This window comes from Streptomyces sp. NBC_00038 (genome assembly GCF_026343635.1).
Classification (GTDB): domain Bacteria; phylum Actinomycetota; class Actinomycetes; order Streptomycetales; family Streptomycetaceae; genus Streptomyces.
Window position 1 is genome coordinate 1,850,214 of record NZ_JAPELQ010000001.1, and the last position, 18,092, is coordinate 1,868,305.

General features: G+C 70.4%; 13 protein-coding genes. 6 read left to right on the top strand and 7 right to left on the bottom strand.

Translation table 11 applies throughout. The features are described from left to right. The first annotated feature begins 85 nt into the window (after positions 1 to 85). From OG219_RS08625 to glpK, 3 genes are all read left to right on the top strand, one after another. A complete protein-coding gene (locus tag OG219_RS08625; protein WP_266824542.1) occupies positions 86 to 1,753 on the top strand; it encodes a GGDEF domain-containing protein in 1,668 nt (555 codons plus the stop codon). 395 nt (positions 1,754 to 2,148) lie between these two features. After that, positions 2,149 to 2,889, top strand: a complete 741-nt coding sequence (locus OG219_RS08630) for an MIP/aquaporin family protein (protein WP_266824544.1) — start codon at positions 2,149 to 2,151, stop codon at positions 2,887 to 2,889. A gap of 13 nt (positions 2,890 to 2,902) precedes the next feature. Beyond that, complete coding sequence (glpK, locus tag OG219_RS08635) at positions 2,903 to 4,423, top strand: glycerol kinase GlpK (RefSeq protein WP_266824546.1); 1,521 nt, start codon at positions 2,903 to 2,905, stop codon at positions 4,421 to 4,423. Between the two features lie 141 nt (positions 4,424 to 4,564). On the opposite strand, the gene OG219_RS08640 is transcribed toward glpK, so the two are convergent. The 5 genes from OG219_RS08640 to OG219_RS08660 are packed head-to-tail and all read right to left on the bottom strand — an operon-like array spanning position 4,565 to position 12,658. Beyond that, a complete protein-coding gene (locus tag OG219_RS08640) occupies positions 4,565 to 5,170 on the bottom strand; it encodes an ATP/GTP-binding protein (RefSeq protein WP_266824548.1) in 606 nt (201 codons plus the stop codon). Then, complete coding sequence (locus OG219_RS08645) at positions 5,151 to 8,765, bottom strand: hydantoinase B/oxoprolinase family protein (protein WP_266824550.1); 3,615 nt, start codon at positions 8,763 to 8,765, stop codon at positions 5,151 to 5,153. Before OG219_RS08645 ends, OG219_RS08640 begins: the two co-directional genes overlap by 20 nt. A gap of 24 nt (positions 8,766 to 8,789) precedes the next feature. Further along, a complete protein-coding gene (locus tag OG219_RS08650; RefSeq protein WP_266824552.1) occupies positions 8,790 to 9,185 on the bottom strand; it encodes a DUF742 domain-containing protein in 396 nt (131 codons plus the stop codon). A 21-nt stretch (positions 9,186 to 9,206) separates the two neighbouring features. Beyond that, the gene (locus tag OG219_RS08655; RefSeq protein WP_266824554.1) at positions 9,207 to 9,647 is read right to left on the bottom strand and encodes a roadblock/LC7 domain-containing protein; all 441 of its coding nucleotides are present in this window, start codon (positions 9,645 to 9,647) and stop codon (positions 9,207 to 9,209) included. Next, complete coding sequence (locus OG219_RS08660) at positions 9,644 to 12,658, bottom strand: nitrate- and nitrite sensing domain-containing protein (protein ID WP_266824556.1); 3,015 nt, start codon at positions 12,656 to 12,658, stop codon at positions 9,644 to 9,646. Before OG219_RS08660 ends, OG219_RS08655 begins: the two co-directional genes overlap by 4 nt. A 421-nt stretch (positions 12,659 to 13,079) precedes the next feature. Here OG219_RS08660 and OG219_RS08665 point away from each other — a divergent pair, with 421 nt between their 5' ends. Beyond that, positions 13,080 to 13,748, top strand: coding sequence for a hypothetical protein (locus OG219_RS08665; protein ID WP_266824558.1), 669 nt, complete (start codon positions 13,080 to 13,082; stop codon positions 13,746 to 13,748). A 184-nt stretch (positions 13,749 to 13,932) separates the two neighbouring features. Here OG219_RS08665 and OG219_RS08670 read toward each other — a convergent pair whose 3' ends face one another. Further along, positions 13,933 to 15,207 carry an NAD(P)/FAD-dependent oxidoreductase gene (locus OG219_RS08670; protein ID WP_266824560.1) on the bottom strand — a complete coding sequence of 425 codons (1,275 nt, stop codon included), beginning with the start codon at positions 15,205 to 15,207 and terminating at the stop codon, positions 13,933 to 13,935. Between the two features lie 115 nt (positions 15,208 to 15,322). Further along, complete coding sequence (locus OG219_RS08675; RefSeq protein WP_266824562.1) at positions 15,323 to 15,643, bottom strand: bifunctional 3-phenylpropionate/cinnamic acid dioxygenase ferredoxin subunit; 321 nt, start codon at positions 15,641 to 15,643, stop codon at positions 15,323 to 15,325. A gap of 241 nt (positions 15,644 to 15,884) precedes the next feature. Here OG219_RS08675 and OG219_RS08680 point away from each other — a divergent pair, with 241 nt between their 5' ends. Together OG219_RS08680 and OG219_RS08685 are read left to right on the top strand one after the other, a co-directional pair. After that, positions 15,885 to 16,721, top strand: coding sequence for an IclR family transcriptional regulator (locus OG219_RS08680; RefSeq protein ID WP_266824564.1), 837 nt, complete (start codon positions 15,885 to 15,887; stop codon positions 16,719 to 16,721). A 278-nt stretch (positions 16,722 to 16,999) separates the two neighbouring features. Further along, entirely contained in the window at positions 17,000 to 18,085 is a 1,086-nt protein-coding gene (locus OG219_RS08685) for an S-(hydroxymethyl)mycothiol dehydrogenase (protein WP_266824566.1), read from the top strand. Positions 18,086 to 18,092: the final 7 nt, after the last annotated feature.

Genomic DNA, 18,092 nt, shown 5'->3' on the forward strand with positions numbered 1-18,092 from the left:
GCACCCACTGTGACGAGCCCGGAATCCTGCGTGAACAGCTCGTGAATCGCGCCCGGGCGTACGCGAGGGGCGCCATTATGCTCGCGTGCCCTCCTGGTCGGATACGGTCCGCTTCGCCTTTCAGCCGGTCGTCAACCTGACGACCGGAGGGGTCGCCGCTCTGGAGATACTCGCCCGCCCGGAGACCGGTGACATCCTGGCGCAGGCCCGCCGCGACCCCGAACTCGACGGCCGTCTGGCCGCGTTGGCGATCCGGGCGGCGGCCCGCAAGGAGACCCTGCTGCCGCTGCACGTCAACGTGTTCGCCGGGACCCTTGCCGATCTCGGCGGGCTGGCGGCGCTGCGCGACGCGGTGCGCGAGGCCGGGCGGCTGCCGTGGGAGGTGACGGTCGACATCGGTCCGCCGTACACACATGTGCCGCAGCACGCCCTGTTGGACGCGGTTGCCGCCCTGCGGGGCGAGGGCTTCCGGATCTGCGCGGACGGCGTGGGCGACGGCGACGTACCCCTGCGGCTGCTCACGGACCTCGCGCCCGAGCTGATGAAGCTGGACGTGTCCCTGCTCGCGCGGTCCCCCGCGGTGCGGGCGATGCGGACGCTCTGCGAGGAGTTGGGCGCGCTGCTGTCCGTCGAAGGGGTGGAGACGGAGCTGCAGTGCGCGGCCGCGGTGTCGGCGGGCGCGCAACTCGCGCAGGGCGACCTGTTCGCGCCGCCCGCGCGGCTGCCCGTGGCGGATGTATACGTTCCGGTCCTCACTCCCGGTGCCACCGGGACGCCACGGTCGGGGCCGTCCGTACGTCAGTTCGTGCGGCCCGCGGCACTGCTGCCGGCCACGGCGTCGGCCGGGCAGGTTCGGGCGCTCCTCACCGGATCTTCCGACGTGTCCGGAGTGCTGCTCGTCGACGCCTCGGGGGTCCCGGTCCGGTCGGTGCACCGGTCGCGGTTCCTGCTGTCGATGTCGGGGCGCTACGGGCATGCGCTGTACGCCGACAGGCCGGCCGCCAAGCTCGGCGATCCGCCACGTACGGTCGGGGTCGACGCCACCGCGTGGGAGGTTCTCGAGGTGGTGGCGGACGGGGACCGGGACCGTACGTCCGACGATGTCGCGGTCGTCGACCGGTACGGGCGGTGCGTGGGTGTCGTACGCCTGGCCGATCTCGTACGGGCGCTGTCCGAGAGCCGGGTTGAGGAGGCCGCGGGCCTCAATCCGCTGACCCGGCTGCCTGGTTCGGACGCGATCACCGGCGAGGTCGACCGGCGTATCGCGGACGGCCGCATGTTCGCGCTGAGCTGGCTGGACGTCGATCACTTCAAGCAGGTCAACGACGGAGCGGGGTTCGCCGCGGGCGACGACCTGATCAGGGCTGTCGGGCGGGCGCTCCAACTCGCCGCGTCCGGTGCGACGCACGTGGGGCACATCGGCGGGGACGACTTCCTGGTCCTCGCGGACCCGGACACCCTCGACCCGCTGGCCAACTCGGTGCTCGACACGCCCTGGACGGCGGGCGGACGGACCATCACGCTGTCGCTGGCCACGGTCCTGTGCGCACCCGGCAGCGTGACCGACCACCGGGAGGCGGCCGCCTGTCTGGCCCCCCTCAAGCAGGCCGCGAAGGCCCTGAACGGGGCGAGTTGGGTGCTGGGGCGTGCGGGGCTGCCGGGCCATGAGATCCGCCGCGGGGCGGGGACGGGACCGACTCCGGCGGGGTTCGGGTGGGCGGACCGGGCCGGGAGCGACCGGCTGACCAGCTGATGGGCGGACACTCCGGCGGGCCGGCCGGATGAGCATCCGTCCGACCGCGCTCGGCGAACCTTTTCGGCCAGGGCCGAGTCCCGCGACGCGCCCCGCAGAGCCCCTCCAACCGTTGCTGTCCGCGACCTTGACGCCCCCTGGGCACCGGTGAACACTTCCGGGTGTCAGTCGGTATCGCCGCATTCGGGCGTCTTCACGCACCGCGCCGCTCGGGTTTCCGACCTGCACCAAGGGCCATCCTCATGGGCGATTCCGCTGTTACGGCACGCTCGTCACGGACGCCGGGCGGGGAGCGGGACCTTCCTGCCTTCGGCTGAAGTAGCCATGGAAACGTGGGAACGCACCCTGCACGGTGGCCCGGAGCGGCTCGCCCCGGGTCGGCCCTAGGAGCCGCCATGAGCAACGCAGACATTTTTGTCGGGGAGTTGATCGGCACCGCGATCCTGATCCTGTTCGGCGCAGGAGTCTGCGCCGCCGTCACTCTCAACAAGTCCAAGGCGCAGGGAGCGGGCTGGGTGGTCATCGCCTTCGGATGGGGCTTCGGCGTGCTCGCCGGCGCGTACACCTCGGCGCCACTGTCCGGTGGGCAGATCAACCCGGCGGTGACGATCGGATTCGCGATCGAGGGTTCCACCAAGTGGGAAGACGTGCCCTTCTACATCCTCGGGCAGTTCGCCGGAGCCATCATCGGGGCCGTGCTGTGCTGGCTGCTCTACCTCGGCCAGTTCAACCTCAACGCCGAAGAGGACAAGGCCATCGAGACGCTGGGGATCTTCTCGACGCGGCCCGAGATCAACAACCCCGTGCAGAACCTGATCACCGAGATCATCGCAACCGTCGCCCTGATGCTGCCCATTCTGGCCATGGTCGGCGGCGACAAGCACGTGACGGGCATCGGAGACGCGGGACTGCCCGTCCTGCTCATCGCCCTCCTCGTCGTCGGGATCGGTCTCTCGCTCGGCGGCCCCACGGGGTACGCCATCAACCCGGCCCGCGACCTGGGGCCACGACTCACGCACGCGCTGCTGCCGATTCCCAACAAGGGCACCTCGGAGTGGAGTTACTCCTGGATCCCGGTGGTCGGCCCGATCGCGGGCGCCGCCATCGGAGCCCTGATCTACAACGCAGCCTTCTGACGAAGGGGACGTCATGACGGACCATGCCGAGAAGTACGTCGCCGCAATCGACCAGGGCACCACCTCGAGCCGCTGCATCATCTTCGACCACGGCGGCGCGATCGTCGCCGTCGACCAGCGCGAACACCGCCAGATCTTCCCCAAGCCGGGCTGGGTGGAACACGACGCCACCGAGATCTGGTCGAAGGTGCAGGCAGTGGTCGCGGGCGCGATCGCCAAGGCCGGGCTGCGCGCGGACCAGTTGAGCGCGCTGGGGATCACCAACCAGCGTGAGACGACGGTCCTTTGGGACCGCGCCACCGGCAAGCCCGTGCACAACGCGATCGTCTGGCAGGACACCCGCACCTCCGCGCTCTGCAACGAACTGGGTGGTTCGGACGGACAGGACCGCTTCCGGGAGCAGACCGGACTGCCGCTGGCCAGCTACTTCTCCGGGCCAAAGGCGGCCTGGCTCCTCGACAACGTCCAGGGACTGCGTGCGCGTGCCGAGCGCGGCGAGATCGCCTTCGGCACCATCGACTCCTGGCTGATCTGGAACCTGACGGGCGGCACGGAAGGCGGGCGGCACGTCACCGACGTGACCAACGCCGGGCGCACCATGCTCATGAACCTGGAGACACTCCAGTGGGACCAGTCCATCCTCTCGGCGATGAATGTCCCCGAAGCGGTCCTCCCCGAGATCAGGTCCTCCGCCGAGGTGTACGGCACCGCCGTGGGCCAACTCGCGGGCGTCCCCGTCGCGTCGGCGCTCGGCGACCAGCAAGCCGCGGTGTTCGGGCAGGCGTGCTACGACGTGGGCACGGCGAAGAACACGTACGGCACGGGCAGCTTCCTGCTGCTCAACACCGGGAACCGGCCGGTCCCTTCGAAGAACGGCCTGTTGACAACCATGGGGTACAAGATCGGCACCGAGGCGCCCGTCTACTGCCTCGAAGGGTCGATCGCCATCACCGGCGCCCTGGTGCAGTGGTTCCGCGATCAGCTCGGCATCATCCGCACCGCCGACGAGATCGAGACACTGGCGGCGAGCGTCGACGACAACGGCGGCGCGTACATCGTGCCCGCGTTCTCCGGCCTGTTCGCGCCCTACTGGCGCTCCGACGCGCGCGGTGTCGTCACCGGGCTCACGCGTTACGTCACGAAGGCGCACCTGGCCCGCGCGGTCCTGGAGGCGACGAGCTGGCAGACGCGGGAGGTCGTCGACGCCATGTACCAGGACTCCGGAGTGCAGATCACCACCCTGAAGGTGGACGGCGGCATGACCAAGAACAATCTCCTGATGCAGCACCAGGCGGATGTGCTCGGGGTGCCGGTGATCCGCCCGAAGGTCTCCGAGACGACGTGTCTGGGCGCCGCGTACGCGGCCGGGCTCGCGACCGGTGTGTGGAACGACCTGGACGAGCTGAAGTCGCACTGGCAGAAGGACGTCGAGTGGACGCCGTCCATGGAGCCCTCCGTGCGCGACCGCGAGTACCAGAACTGGCGCAAGGCGGTGGAGAAGAGCTTCGGCTGGCACGAGGAAGGCCTGAGCTGAAACAGGGGTCTACGCGCGCGTGCCTTTCGCACGAGCCACGCGCGCGTGCATGACTGCGGCCCGTACCCCGGTCGGCGAGGGTACGGGCCGTACTCCTGGGCACCTTGCCCTGGGCGCCTTGCGGAAGCCGGGTGCCGTACGTCAGGTCGTGAGAGCTTGGCGCCGGTCGGAGGCGGACGTCATCGCGTGCTGGACGACGCCGATGAGGACCTCCTTGACCGACTCGCGGTCCCGCGCGTCGCAGAGGACGACGGGCACATCGGGGTCGAGGTCGAGGGCCCGCCGGACGGTGTCGGCGGGGTACCGGGCGGCGTCCTCGAAGCAGTTGACGCCGACCACGAAGGGTATGGACCGCCGCTCGAAGTAGTCGACGGCGGCGAAGCAGTCCTCCAGACGGCGGGTGTCGGCGAGCACGACGGCGCCCAGCGAGCCGGTGGCGAGCTCGTCCCACAGGAACCAGAACCGGTCCTGCCCGGGGGTTCCGAAGAGGTAGAGCACCAGGTCCTCGCGGAGGGTGATGCGGCCGAAGTCCATGGCGACGGTGGTGGTGTGCTTGCCCTCCACGCCGCTGGTGTCGTCGACCGGGCGGCCCGCCTCGGTGAGCAGCTCCTCGGTGCGCAGTGGCTTGATCTCGCTGACCGCGCCGACAAGGGTCGTCTTGCCCACGCCGAATCCGCCGGCCACGAGGATCTTGAGCGTGACGGGCTCGACCGGAGGCTTGCCGCGCTCAGAACGCCCGAAGATCATCGATCTCTTCTCCTGCTTGATGGGGGTCGCGCGGCGGTGGGCCGTAGCCACCGCCGCCGGGGGTTTGGATGACGAGTACGTCACCGGGGCCGACGTCGGCCGTGTCACTGCCGCCGAGTTCGGTGACCGTACCGTCCGCGCGCTCCACCCGGTTGGCGCCGAGCGCCCCGGGATCTCCGCCGGCCATGCCGTAGGGCGGCACCCGGCGGTGCTGGGAGAGCGTGGACACGGTCATGGGCTCGCGGAACCGGATCCGGCGCACGGCGCCGTCCCCGCCGCTCCAGCGCCCCGCGCCGCCACTTCCGCGGCGGACGGCGAACTCGTCGAGCTGGACCGGCAGTCGCCACTCCAGGACCTCTGGATCGGTGAGCCGTGAGTTGGTCATGTGGGTCTGGACGACGGACGCGCCGGGGAAGCCGTCGCCCGCGCCTGAACCGGAGGCCACGGTTTCGTAGTACTGGTACCGCTCGTTGCCGAAGGTGACGTTGTTCATGGTGCCGGATCCCTCGGCCTGCACGCCCAGGGCTCCGTACAGCGCTCCGGTGATCGCCTGGGACGTCTCCACGTTGCCCGCGACCACGGCGGCCGGGGGCTCGGGCGCGAGCATCGAACCGGGCGGCACCACGATGTCGAGAGGGCGCAGACAGCCGTCGTTGAGCGGGATGTCGTCGGCGACCAGGGTGCGGAAGACGTACAGGACGGCGGCGTTGACCACAGCGAAGGGTGCGTTGAAGTTGGTGGTCAGCTGGGGTGACGTACCGGTGAAGTCGACGGTGGCGGAGCGTTTTTCGCGGTCTACGGAGACGCGGACTCGGATGACGGCCCCGGAGTCGGTCTCGTAGGTGAACCGGCCCTCTTCGAGGGTGTCGATTACGCGGCGCACCGCTTCTTCGGCGTTGTCCTGGACGTGCTTCATGTAGGCCTGGACCACATCGAGGCCGAAGTTGTCGATCATGCGGGCTACTTCGTCGACGCCCTTCTGGTTGGCGGCGATCTGGGCTCGCAGGTCGGCGAGGTTGGTCTTCGGGTTGCGCGACGGGTAGGGCGCCTGGGTGAGCAGGGCCAGCGTCTCGGCTTCGCGGAAGCGGCCGTTCTCGGCGAGCAGCCAGTTGTCGAAGAGGATGCCCTCCTCGTCGATGGTGCGGCTGTTCGCCGGCATGGAGCCCGGTGCGATGCCGCCGATCTCGGCGTGGTGCCCGCGCGAGGCGACATAGAAGAGGATCCGTTCACTCTCCGTGTCGAAGACCGGGGTGATCACGGTGACGTCGGGGAGGTGGGTGCCGCCGTGGTACGGGTCGTTGACCGCGTACGTGTCTCCGGGGCGCATGCCGTCTCCGCGCCGCCTGATGACCTCCTTGACGCTGGTGCCCATCGAGCCCAAGTGCACCGGAATGTGCGGGGCGTTGGCGACCAGGCTGCCGTCGGGGTCGAAGAGGGCGCAGGAGAAGTCCAGGCGCTCCTTGATGTTGACCGACTGGGCTGTGGACTCCAGGCGGGCGCCCATTTGCTCAGCGATGGACATGAACAGGTTGTTGAAGACCTCAAGGAGGACGGGGTCCGCTTCCGTACCGAGATCGGAACTCTGCGTAATCGCCGCGCGTTCCATGACCAGATGCCCGTCGTCGGTCGTCGCGGCCTGCCAGCCGTCGTCGACGACGGTCGTCGAGCCGGCCTCGGTGATGATCGCGGGTCCGGTGACCGTTTGACCGGGGGGCAGTTCGGCGCGTCGGAGCAGGGGTACGTCGCGCCGGGCGCCGCCCGTGTGCAGGGCGGCCGTCTCCGCTGCGGTGGAGCGGTTTTCGAAGGCGGCGAGAGCGGAGAGATCGGGGGGGGCGGTGAGACCGGTGGCTTCCACGGAGAGGGCTTCCACGACGACCGGACGATCGAGGGTGAAGGAGTAGGTGGCGCGATGGCGTTCTTCGAAGGTGCGGGTCATGGTGTCGGGCTCGGTGAGTTCGACGATGAGTGCCGTGTCCGTGCCGTCGTAGCGGAGCTGGGCCCGGCGGGTGACCCGGATGCGGTCCTCGGGCACGTCTTCGGCGAGGAGTTCGGCGCGGGCGGCGCCCTCCAGGTCGTCGGCGGTCTTCAGGATGCCGGGCATCGCGGCGGCTTCCAGGGGTGCTTCGACGGACTGTTCGCGCATGGCGGTCGTATCGGCGAGTCCGATGCCGAGGGCGGACAGGACACCGGCCATGGGTGGGACGAGGACGGTGCGGATGCCGAGCGAGTCGGCGACCATGCACGCGTGCTGGCCGCCCGCGCCGCCGAAGGTGGTCAGTGCGTAGCGGGTGACGTCGTGGCCCTTCTGGACCGAGATCCGCTTGACGGCGTTGGCGATGTTGGCCACGGCGATCTGGAGGTAGCCCTCGGCGACCTGCTCAGGGGTGCGGTCGTCGCCGGTCTGCTCGCGGATCTCGCGGGCGAGGGCGGCGAAGCGGTCGCGGACCAGTGCGTCGTCGAGGGGCTGATCGCCGTCCGGGCCGAACACCCGGGGGAAATGGGCGGGTTGGATGCGGCCGAGGGCGACGTTGGCGTCGGTGACGGTGAGCGGGCCGCCGCCGCGGTAGCAGGCGGGTCCCGGTTCGGCGCCCGCCGAGTCGGGGCCTACGCGGTAGCGGGAGCCGTCGAAGTGGAGCAGCGAGCCGCCGCCCGCCGCGACGGTGTGGATGTCGAGCATGGGCGAGCGCAGCCGGACACCGGCGATCTGGGTGGTGAAGACCCGCTCGTACTCGCCGGCGAAGTGCGAGACGTCCGTGGAGGTGCCGCCCATGTCGAAGCCGATGACGCGGTCGAAGCCGGCGAGCTGCGACATCCGGGCCATGCCGACGATGCCACCCGCCGGACCGGACAGGATGGCGTCCTTGCCGCGGAACTGTCCGGCTTCGGCGAGGCCTCCGTTGGACTGCATGAACATCAGCCGCACGCCCTGGAGTTCATCGGCGACGTGCTGGACGTAGCGGCGCAGCACGGGCGACAGGTAGGCGTCGACCACTGCGGTGTCTCCGCGCGGGACCAGCTTCATCAGCGGGCTGACCTCGCTGGAGAGCGAGATCTGCGGGAAGCCCGTGCGGGCCGCCAGCTCGCCGATGGCCTGTTCGTGGGCGGGGTGGAGGTGGCTGTGCATGCAGACGACGGCGACGGCGCGGATTCCGGAGTCGTACGCCTCCTGGAGGGGCCCGGCGAGGGCGTCCAGGTCCGGGGCGCGCAGGACCGTGCCGTCGGCGGCGATCCGCTCGTCGGCCTCGACGACACGCTCGTACAGCAGTTCTGGCAGTTCGATGGCGCGGGCGAAGATGCGGGGGCGGTTCTGGTAGGCGATGCGCAGGGCGTCGCGGAAGCCGCGGGTGATGACCAGGAGGGTGCGCTCGCCCTTGCGTTCCAGGAGGGCGTTGGTGGCGACCGTGGTGCCCATGCGGACGGAGTCGATCTCCGCGCCCTCTTCGAGGAGCTCCCGCACACCCGCGACCGCCGCGTCGGCGTACTTGGCCGGATTGTCGGACAGCAGTTTGTGCGTGAGCAGGCGGCCGTCGGGGCGCCGCGCGACGATGTCGGTGAAGGTGCCGCCTCGGTCGACCCAGAACTGCCAGCCTGTCACGTCTGTTCCCCGCTTCCGCCCTGCTCAGAGCGCCCGGAGGCCGTTGATCACGTCGCGCAGAATACTCTCGTCCGGCAGCTCGGCGGGCGGTACGGGACGTGTCACATGGACCATTTCCTCATCCACGAGGTCCCCGATGAGAACCCGCACCACCCCGACGGGGAGGTCGAGTTCGGCGGCGAGTTCGGCGACCGACTGGGGGGCGTCGCGGCAGAGTTGGACGATGTCCACGTGTTCCGGGGACAGCGTCTGGTCCACCTCGGGGTCGTCGTCGTAGGACTCCGTGACGACGACCGCGATCAGGTCGAGGCGGTGTTGGGCCGTACTGGTGGTGCGGCCGCGCGTCATGGCGTAGGGACGGACCACCGGTCCGGCCTCGTCGTCGAACCAGGGGCGTCTTCCCTGACTGTCTCCGCTCACGCTCACACTCATGTCATCCCACTACCCGCCTGCGGGCGGATCGGTGCGTGGAGCGGCGGCCAGATGTACGCCGACCCGCTTGACCAGGAGCGTCATTTCGTACGCGACCTGGCCGACATCCGATTCGGCGTCCGACAGGACGGCCAGGCAGCTGCCGTCGCCGGCGGCCGTGACGAACAGGAAGGCCTCGTCCAGCTCAATGACGGTCTGGCGGACACTGCCCACCTCGAAGTGGCGGCCGACGCCCTTGGCGAGGCTGTGGAAGCCGGAGGCGACGGCGGCCAGATGCTCGCTGTCCTCCCGGGTCAGGTCCTTGGAGACACCCGTGGGAAGACCGTCGCCGGAGAGCACGATCGCCTGGCGGATGCTGGCGACGCGGTCCACCAGGTCGTCGAGAAGCCAGTTCAGCTCCCCCGACGCCGTGCTGGTCGTGGTGGGCCCTGTGGACTTCGGTGCGGTCATCGACCGTCCCCCTTTGTGGTTCCTGGTGCTGTGCCGTCGTGGGGCTCGTCGCCCGCGGCGTTCTCCTCGCGGCCGCGCTGCCAGCCGCGCTGGAGCGAGGCCATGCGGTTGCGTACCTCGTCGGCGTCGCGTTCGGCAGGGTCCGCTCCGCTGCCGGTGCGGGCCTTGTCGCGCTCGGTGCGACGCTCGGGACCGTCCTTCAACTGCGGGGCCAGGTTGGCCTGTCGGACGCGGCGGGGCAGCGGGCCGGCACCCGATTCTGCCCCTGCCGTCGCGCCGTCGGAGCGCGGAATGGTCTCGCCCGCGCCGGGTGACGGAGGGGTGCGACGGCTGCGTTGCGGGAGAGCGGGGGCCTCCCGGCTCTCGGCGGTCTGCCGAAACTCGGCTGTGTCCCGAAGCCCGGGCGCCTGCCGAAGGCCGGAAGCCTCTCGCGGTCCGGGGGGCCTTCCGAGGCCGGTGGAGTCAAAGCGCTCGGCTCCATGCCGCACCGGGGTCTCAGAGCTCTCGCTCGCCCGTGGTGCCGAGGTCTCGGCGCGCTCGCTCCCGCGCAGCGCCGGGGTCTCCGCGCGCTCGACGCGCCGGGCGGCGAGCGGTTGTGTACCGTCCGGCTCCGCCATGTCCCGTTGTCCTCCCGTCTCCGGGCTCTCCGTCTGCTCCAGACCCGGCTCGAAGTCCTCCGCCGGCTCCTCGCCCGCCCCGTCGCGGCGGGACCGCGTCTGGGTCACGGGACGACCGTGCGAGCTGACGAGCTTGGGTGCCCTGCGCCGGGGCAGCGGGACGGGAGCGTCCGGCCGGCCGTCGTCGCCGGATCGGGCGGCCTCGCCCCGGCTGTCGCGGGCCTGCTGGTGCTGTTCACCCGGGACACCGGCGATGGAGCGGCGCGGCCGGAACAGACCGCCACGTTCGCTGTCGTCGTCGCCGAGGGCGCCGGGGAAGCCGCTGAGGGTGTCCAGGTCGACCGGGGCTTCCAGTTCGACGGGCCCGTCGAGGATCGACGCGGGCAGGCCAGGAAGGTGAACCGGGACCTGGGAGAGCGCGGCCTTCCGGTCCGCTTCGACCTCGGCCTCTTTTGTGGGCAGCGCGCGGTCGAGACGGAAACCGATGCCGTTCGTGTCCGGCACGTCGTCCGTGAGCAGCGCGTCGGGGATGAAGACGACCGCGGTGGTACCGCCGTACGGGGAGGGCTGGAGGGAGACGCGGACGTTCTGCCGCTGCGCGAGCCGGCTGACCACGAAGAGGCCCAGCCGGTCGGTGTCGGACAGCTCGAACTCGGGGGTTTCGGCGAGCCTCAGGTTGGCGTCGAGGAGCGCCTCGGCCGCCATGCCCAGGCCGCGGTCGTGGATCTCCAGGGTGAAGCCGTTGGCGACGCGCTCACCGAGGACGTGCACGGCCGTGTGCGGAGGCGAGAACACCGTGGCGTTCTCGAGGAGTTCGGCGACGAGGTGGGTGAGGTCGGCGACGGCGGGCCCGGTGGCGGCCACGCGCGGAAGCCGGCGTACCTCGATGCGCTCGTAGTCCTCGACCTCGGCGACGGCGGCGCGGACGATGTCCATGAGCTGGACCGGCTTGCGCCACTGCCGGGACGGGGCGGCTCCCGAGAGGATCACCAGGCCCTCGGCGTGGCGGCGCATGCGTGTGGTCAGGTGGTCGAGGCGGAACAGGTCGGCGAGTTCGTCGGTGTCGTCGGTCCTGCGCTCCATGGTGTCCAGCAGGGTGAGCTGCTTGTGGAGCAGGACCTGGCTGCGGCGGGCGAGGTTGACGAAGACCTCGGAGACACCGTCGCGGAGTTCGGACTGCTTGACGGCGGCCTCGACGGCGGCGCGCTGAAGGGTGTTGAGGGCCTGGCCCACCTCACCGATCTCGTTCTTGTCGTACTCCAGGCGCGGCACTTCGGTCTCGACGTCGACCTGCTCGCCCGCGGACAGGCGGCGCATGACGCTGGGCAGCCGGACGCCCGACGCCTCGTGGGCCTCCAGGCGCAGTCGGCGCAGGTCGCGGATGAGGCTCCGGCCGATGCGCACGGACATGAAGAGCGAGACCAGCAGGGCGAAGAGGCCGAGGACGCCCGCGATGACGGCCTTGAGGATGACGCCCACGGCCACCGGCCGGACCCGGTCCTGGTAGCGGTCGGCCGCTTGGTCGTTGAGCGTGCCGAGTTCCTCGACGACACGTCCGGCCGCGGTGTCCCAGCTCTTCGCGGTGACACCGCGGGGCGAGCCTGCCGAGGAGGTGACGACGGCCTGCTCGGCCACGCGCAGGGGCGCCGTGTCGGCGTTCTTCCAGTAGCGCTCGTAACGTTCGCGCTCCGAGGAGGGCAGCAGCGGCAGGCTCATCTCGTACATCAGCGAGCGCTGGGCCATGAGGTCGGAGACGTCGCGGATCTCGTCCTGGGTGATGCGGCCCGCGACGAGCGCGGAGCCGAGGAGGGCGTCCTCGCGGGAGACGAGCTCACGGGCCCGGGCGAGGTTGACCAGTGCGCGGCCCTGCTTGTCCATCTCCACATTGTTGAGCAGGTGGATGTTGGTCATCAGGACGTAGCAGGGGTCGACCAGACGGTTGTAGAGGTCGAGAGCCTGGGCCCGGTTGACGGTGCCGTCCTGGACGCTCTGGCGCAGCGAGTCGATTCCGTCGAACGCGTCCAGGATGGTGGTGAGGCGCTCGGAGGTGCGCTCACCCATGCTCCCGCGGACCTCCTCGTCCTTGGCGTTCTCGCGGACCTTCGCCACGGCGTCGTCAGTGGCGGTCCGGCTCCGCTTGAGCGCCGCGAGGGCGTCGGAGGCGCGGGGGTCGGCCAGATAGACGAGAGTCTGGCGGCGTTCCTGCTGGAGGACTCGGACGGCGTCCTCGGTGGGATAGCCGATCTTCTCCACGACGTCCGACACGTTGAACAGGTCGTTGGCCTCGCGCCCGGTGAGCACCGTGGCGAACGCCCAGATCGCGGTCAAAGACACCAGCGGCACCAGGAGCAGCGCCACGATCTTCCTGCGGATGGACTTCCCGCGAAAGCGCATGGCCTCCCCCAGCTCGACCCCCTCCGACCGGGGGTACACATGTGCGTCAATAAACGGCGTGAGCCTACTACCGACGCTCACGTAACTCGAAGACCCGTCCGGGAGCACACGCCTCATATGGGGAACAAAACATGGGGAGTTGTCCGTTCATTGGGTGAGATTGCCTCCCCGAAACCGCCCCTGGGGCCGGATCACATCGGAGAGGTGAACTCCGTCAGTTGGCCGGAATTCTTCGCTCCTTGGGAATCTTCAGGGCGCGTTGTTCGTCTTTCTGTACGGGAGATGGGTGCGGAATCGGCCACAGGCGCCGCATGCCGCACCCAGGCGGCGTAATTCAGCGCAAGCCGGGCAGCCACTGGGGGGCCGGGGTCACCTGACACCGGTGCGAAGGGTCTGCTGGGCGGTGGGGAGTGACAAGTTGATGGGCACGGCGGAGCGGAGCGGGGCGGCCGGGACCAGCGTTGCGGAGCCCGAGGCGGTACAACCGGCCACGCAGGCACCGGATCGCGACATTCCGGCGAACGGGCACGATCGGTCGGCCGAGCGGCACGGGGCGACAGGTGGGCACGCCGAGGCCGACGGGCAGGGCCTTGCCGTGGACGGGCGAAGCCACACGGACGGACCCGGCATCGCGGAAGGACCCGGCCCGGCGGAAGGACGGGGCCTCGCGGCTGAGGAGGAGTACGAAGAGCGGGCGTATTACCGGCCGTTGTGGGTCGAAGAACCCGCACGCAGGCGACGACTTCCCGATCCGGTGCGTACGGCGGCGGTGCGAGCGGTGATCATCATCGCCGTGACGCTGATCCAGGCCATGGTGGCCTTCCTGTCCACGCTCGCGGGATCCTGGCTGGCCTTCCCCATGGTCCTCAGCAGTGTGGCCAGCACGGTCGTGGCCACTTGGGCCGCCCTGGACGTCTGGGTGACGCGACAGGTGTGGAACCAGCGGAACGGGGTGGTGTCGGTACCGAGCAGCACCGCGCGGGCGTTGCGGCGCGAACGGCGCAGGGCTCGGCGGCAGGCGCGGACGGCCGAGCGCACCCAGGAGCGAATACGCCGGCAAAGCGGAGCGGGGCAGCTGTCGCATTCCTAGATGCGACCAAGGACGGCCAACGGCGATCAAGTGCGGCCAGTCGCCATGAGCCGCGGCTCATGGCGACGTCATGGTCGCTCGCGACTCATGGCAGCTGGGGTCGCGCCCCGGCACGACCCCACCCCGCGACGCCCGACAGGCGGACCACCACCCCGACCGGCTCGCCCTCTGAACGGTCAGGTCGTCACAGTGCCGCCGGCTCCACCGGACCGGTGCTGCGGGCCAGTTCACGGCGGGCTCGCATGAACGGGCGCGGGCGGTCGACGGAGAGGACGGCTGTCGTACGGCCGTCGCGCTCGTAGAGGGCGAGCAAGCCGCCCTCGGCGGGTGCGCCGTCCTCGATGGCGCCCTCGGCGATACGGACGGTGTCGGCCTCGTGCCGTCGGCCCGCGAACTGGATGCGCGCGCCGTACTGGTCGGACCAGAAGTAGGGCAGGGATCGCACGCTGTCGACGGTGCTGCCCGCGAGCAAGTTGCGTACGGCGACCCGGGGTTGTTCGGTGGCTGAGGTCCAGTGTTCGGTGCGGGCTCCTCCGACGCGGGCGACGTCTCCGACGGCGACCACTTGCGGAAGTCCGGTCACGCAACCGTCGTCGCACAGCACGCCGTCGTGCAGGGCGAGCGTCGAACCAGCGAGCCAGCCGGTGTTGGGGACGGCGCCGATGCCCACGATCACGACGTCGGCGGGGAGGGTCCGGCCGTCGGTGAGCCGTACGCCGGTGACGGTGTGCCGCGACGCGACGCTCTCGGCGACCGCCGGACGGGCGGCGGGACCGTCCTGCGAAGCCGCGTCGCTGCCTGCGTGCGAACGCACGGTGCCGCTCCCCCGCAAGCCGGCGACACCGATGCCGGTGACAAGGCCGACGCCGCCTCGGCGGTGCAGTGCGGCGCACACGGCCGCCATGTCGGGGCCCAGGTGAGGGACGAGGGGCAGCGGGGCGGCCTCGACGACCGTGACGTCATGGCCGAGGGCGGCGCACGAGGAGGCGGTCTCCGCGCCGATGAAGCCGCCGCCGATGACGACGACGCGGAGCGGGCCCCGGGTGAGTTCCTGGCGCAGGGCACGGGCGTCGTCGAGGGTGCGCAGAGTGTGGACGCCGGCGAGGTCGTCGCCGGGGAGGCGGCGGGCCGACGCGCCGGTGGCGATGACCACGCCGTCGGTGGAGACGGTGCGGCCGTTGTCGAGGAGGACGGTGCGGCCGCGGGCGTCGAGGCCGCGGGCACGTACGCCGAGGAGCCACTCGGCGTCTAGTTCGGCGGTCTCCTCGGCGTCGGTGAGGGCGAGTTGGTCCTCGTCGGCGCGGCCGGTGAGGAAGTCCTTGGACAGGGGCGGGCGGTCGTAGGGTCGGTGGGGCTCGTCCCCGACGATCACCAGACGTCCGTCGAAACCCTGGGCCCGCAGTTCGCGGGCCGCGTACACCCCGGAGAGGGAGGCACCGACGACGGTCACGGTCCTCATGAGGCGCGCCTCCGGATCCGTACGGCAGGGGCGACGCCGGCATCACCGGCGGCGCGCCGAACCACGGGGGCTCCTCGGGGAGCAGTCCGCTCATGGTCGGCGGTGGTCTCGTACGTCATGCTGCGGTGCCCTCCTCCGCGGCCAGGTGGACGTGGATGACGCCGTCGTCGACGGTGACGCGGTGGGTGCGGACGGGGCGGCGTGCGGGGAGGCACGTCGGTTGGCCCGTACGGAGATCGAATGAGGCGGCGTGCAGCGGGCATTCGACCAGACAGCCCTCCAGCCAGCCCTCGGAGAGGGAGGCGTCCTGGTGGGTGCAGGTGTCGTCGATGGCGTACAGCTCGCCGTCGGCGTTGAACACGGCGACGGGCGGTGTGGTGTCGACACGGACGGATTCGCCCACGGGGAGGTCTTCAAGGCGGCAGACGGGAATCATGGGCCCCCCTCTCGGTCCGGACGCTTCGTCCGCGACCTCTCAAGGTCCAGGTCGTCCGGGAACGAGCGGGAGAGGCTCGCCTTCGAGCCCTTCCCGGTTCCGGACGCTTCGGTAACATGATGTTTCGTATGGCGCATGAGGGAGCGCTATGCGCAACAGAATCCGCGCGGGGGTCCCGTCACGTCAAGGGCTTCCCGCAGATGCGGCCCAAACAGGGCCGCCAGGTGGTGAGAGTTGAGCTATGACCCGCACTCAGAAGCAGGCTGAGCCGAACGAGGAGACCGAGGCCAAGAGGGCGACGCAGGAGAAGCAGGGCCGGGGCGCCGGCAGCGCCGTCCAGTCGGTGGACCGCGCGGTGAGCGTGCTGGAAATCCTCGCCCGGCTCGGCGAGGCGGGTGTCACCGAGATCGCCGACGAGCTGGAGGTGCACAAGTCCACCGCCTTCCGGCTGCTCGGCGTCCTGGAGAACCGCGGCCTGGTGGCCCAGGCCAAGGACCGTGGGAAGTACTACCTGGGAGCCGCCGTACTGCGCCTGGCGGGGGCGGCGGCAGTGCGTCTGGACATCTCCCAGGAGGGCGTTCCGGTCTGCCGTGAACTGGCCGACGAGCTGGGTGAGACCGTCAACATCGCGGTCCTCGACGACGACGCTGCGGTCAACATCATGCAGGCCCGCGGCGCCGCCTCCGTCACCGCGCAGAACTGGCTGGGCAGACGGACACCCCTGCACGCCACCTCCAGCGGAAAGGTCCTCCTCGCGCACCTTCCGCCCACGCTGCGCGAGGGCCTGCTCGCCCGCCCGCTGCCGCGGTTCACCGAGCGCACCATCACCGGCACGGCCGCGCTCCGCTCCGAACTGGAAGCGGTCGTCGAGCAGGGTTACGCGTTCGCGCTCGAAGAGCTGGAGCTGGGTCTCGCGGCGGTCGCCGCCCCGGTGCGCGCCCACGACGGCAAGGTCATCGGCGCGATCAGCACCTCGGGACCGGTGTACCGGCTGGACTCGGACCGTCTGCCGGATCTCGCCAAGCGCACGGTCGCAGCCGCGGCCGAGCTCTCGCGCCGGATGGGCTACGGCTTCTGACGGAAGCCGAGGCGGACACACGGCGGACAGCGGGCACGTAACGCGGCCGGAAAACCCACCCGGTACGGCGCGCCCCCGGGACACCGCACCGCACGGGCACAACGCGCGGGGCCAGGAATCTCCTGGCCCCGCGCCTCTGTGTGTCGGGCACGTTTCGTCCCGCCCGTTCCTTTTGCCAAGGGTTAACCCCCACCTCTTGACGACCCCCTGTCGGCATTCTCAATATGTTCCTCATCGCGCAACCCATCGTGCATTGCGCAACAGCAGAGGAGCTTGTCGTGCCACACGAGGTCCGTGCCGTAGTCACTGTCAAAAAGGGCGCACCCGTCGAGGTGCGGACGATCGTCGTTCCCGATCCCGGGCCCGGCGAGGTGCTCGTCGCCGTACAGGCCTGCGGGGTCTGCCACACGGATCTGCACTACCGGGAGGGCGCGATCACCGACGACTTCCCCTTCCTCCTCGGCCATGAGGCGGCCGGCACGATCGAAGCGGTCGGCGAGGGGGTCACCGACCTGGTCCCCGGCGACTACGTCGTCCTCGCCTGGCGCGCGCCCTGCGGCAGCTGTCGCTCCTGTCGCCGTGGCCGCCCCTGGTACTGCTTCGACTCCCGCAACGCCACCCAGCCGATGACGCTCCTCGACGGCACCCCGCTCAGCAACGCCCTCGGCATCGGCGCCTTCGCCGAGAAGACCCTGGTCGCGGCCGGACAGGCGGTGAAGATCGACCCGGCGGCCCGCCCCGAGGCCGCGGGCCTCATCGGCTGCGGCGTGATGGCGGGTTACGGCGCCGCCGTCAACACCGGCAATGTCGGACGCGGTGACACGGTCGCCGTCATCGGCTGCGGCGGTGTCGGCAACGCGGCCATCGCGGGCGCCTGCCTCAACGGCGCCATGAAGGTCATCGCCGTCGACATCGACGACAAGAAGCTCGACCAGGCGGAGAAGTTCGGCGCCACCCACACGGTCAACTCCCGCGGCACGGATCCCGTGGAGGCGGTACGGGCGCTCACCGACGGTTTCGGGGTCGACATCGCGATCGACGCGGTGGGCCGGCCGGAGACGTACAAGCAGGCCTTCTACATGCGCGACCACGCGGGTGTACTCGTCCAGGTCGGCGTCCCCGACCCCGAGATGAAGATCGAGATCCCGCTGATCGACCTGTTCTCGCGCGGCGGCGCCCTCAAGTCCTCCTGGTACGGCGACTGTCTGCCGAGCCGCGACTTCCCGTTCCTCATCGACCAGTACCTCTACGGCCTGCTGGACCTCAACGCCTTCGTCAGCGAGACCATCTCGCTCGATCAGGTCGAGGAGGCGTTCGCGAAGATGCACCGGGGCGAGGTGCTGCGTTCGGTGGTGGTCCTGTGACCACGGG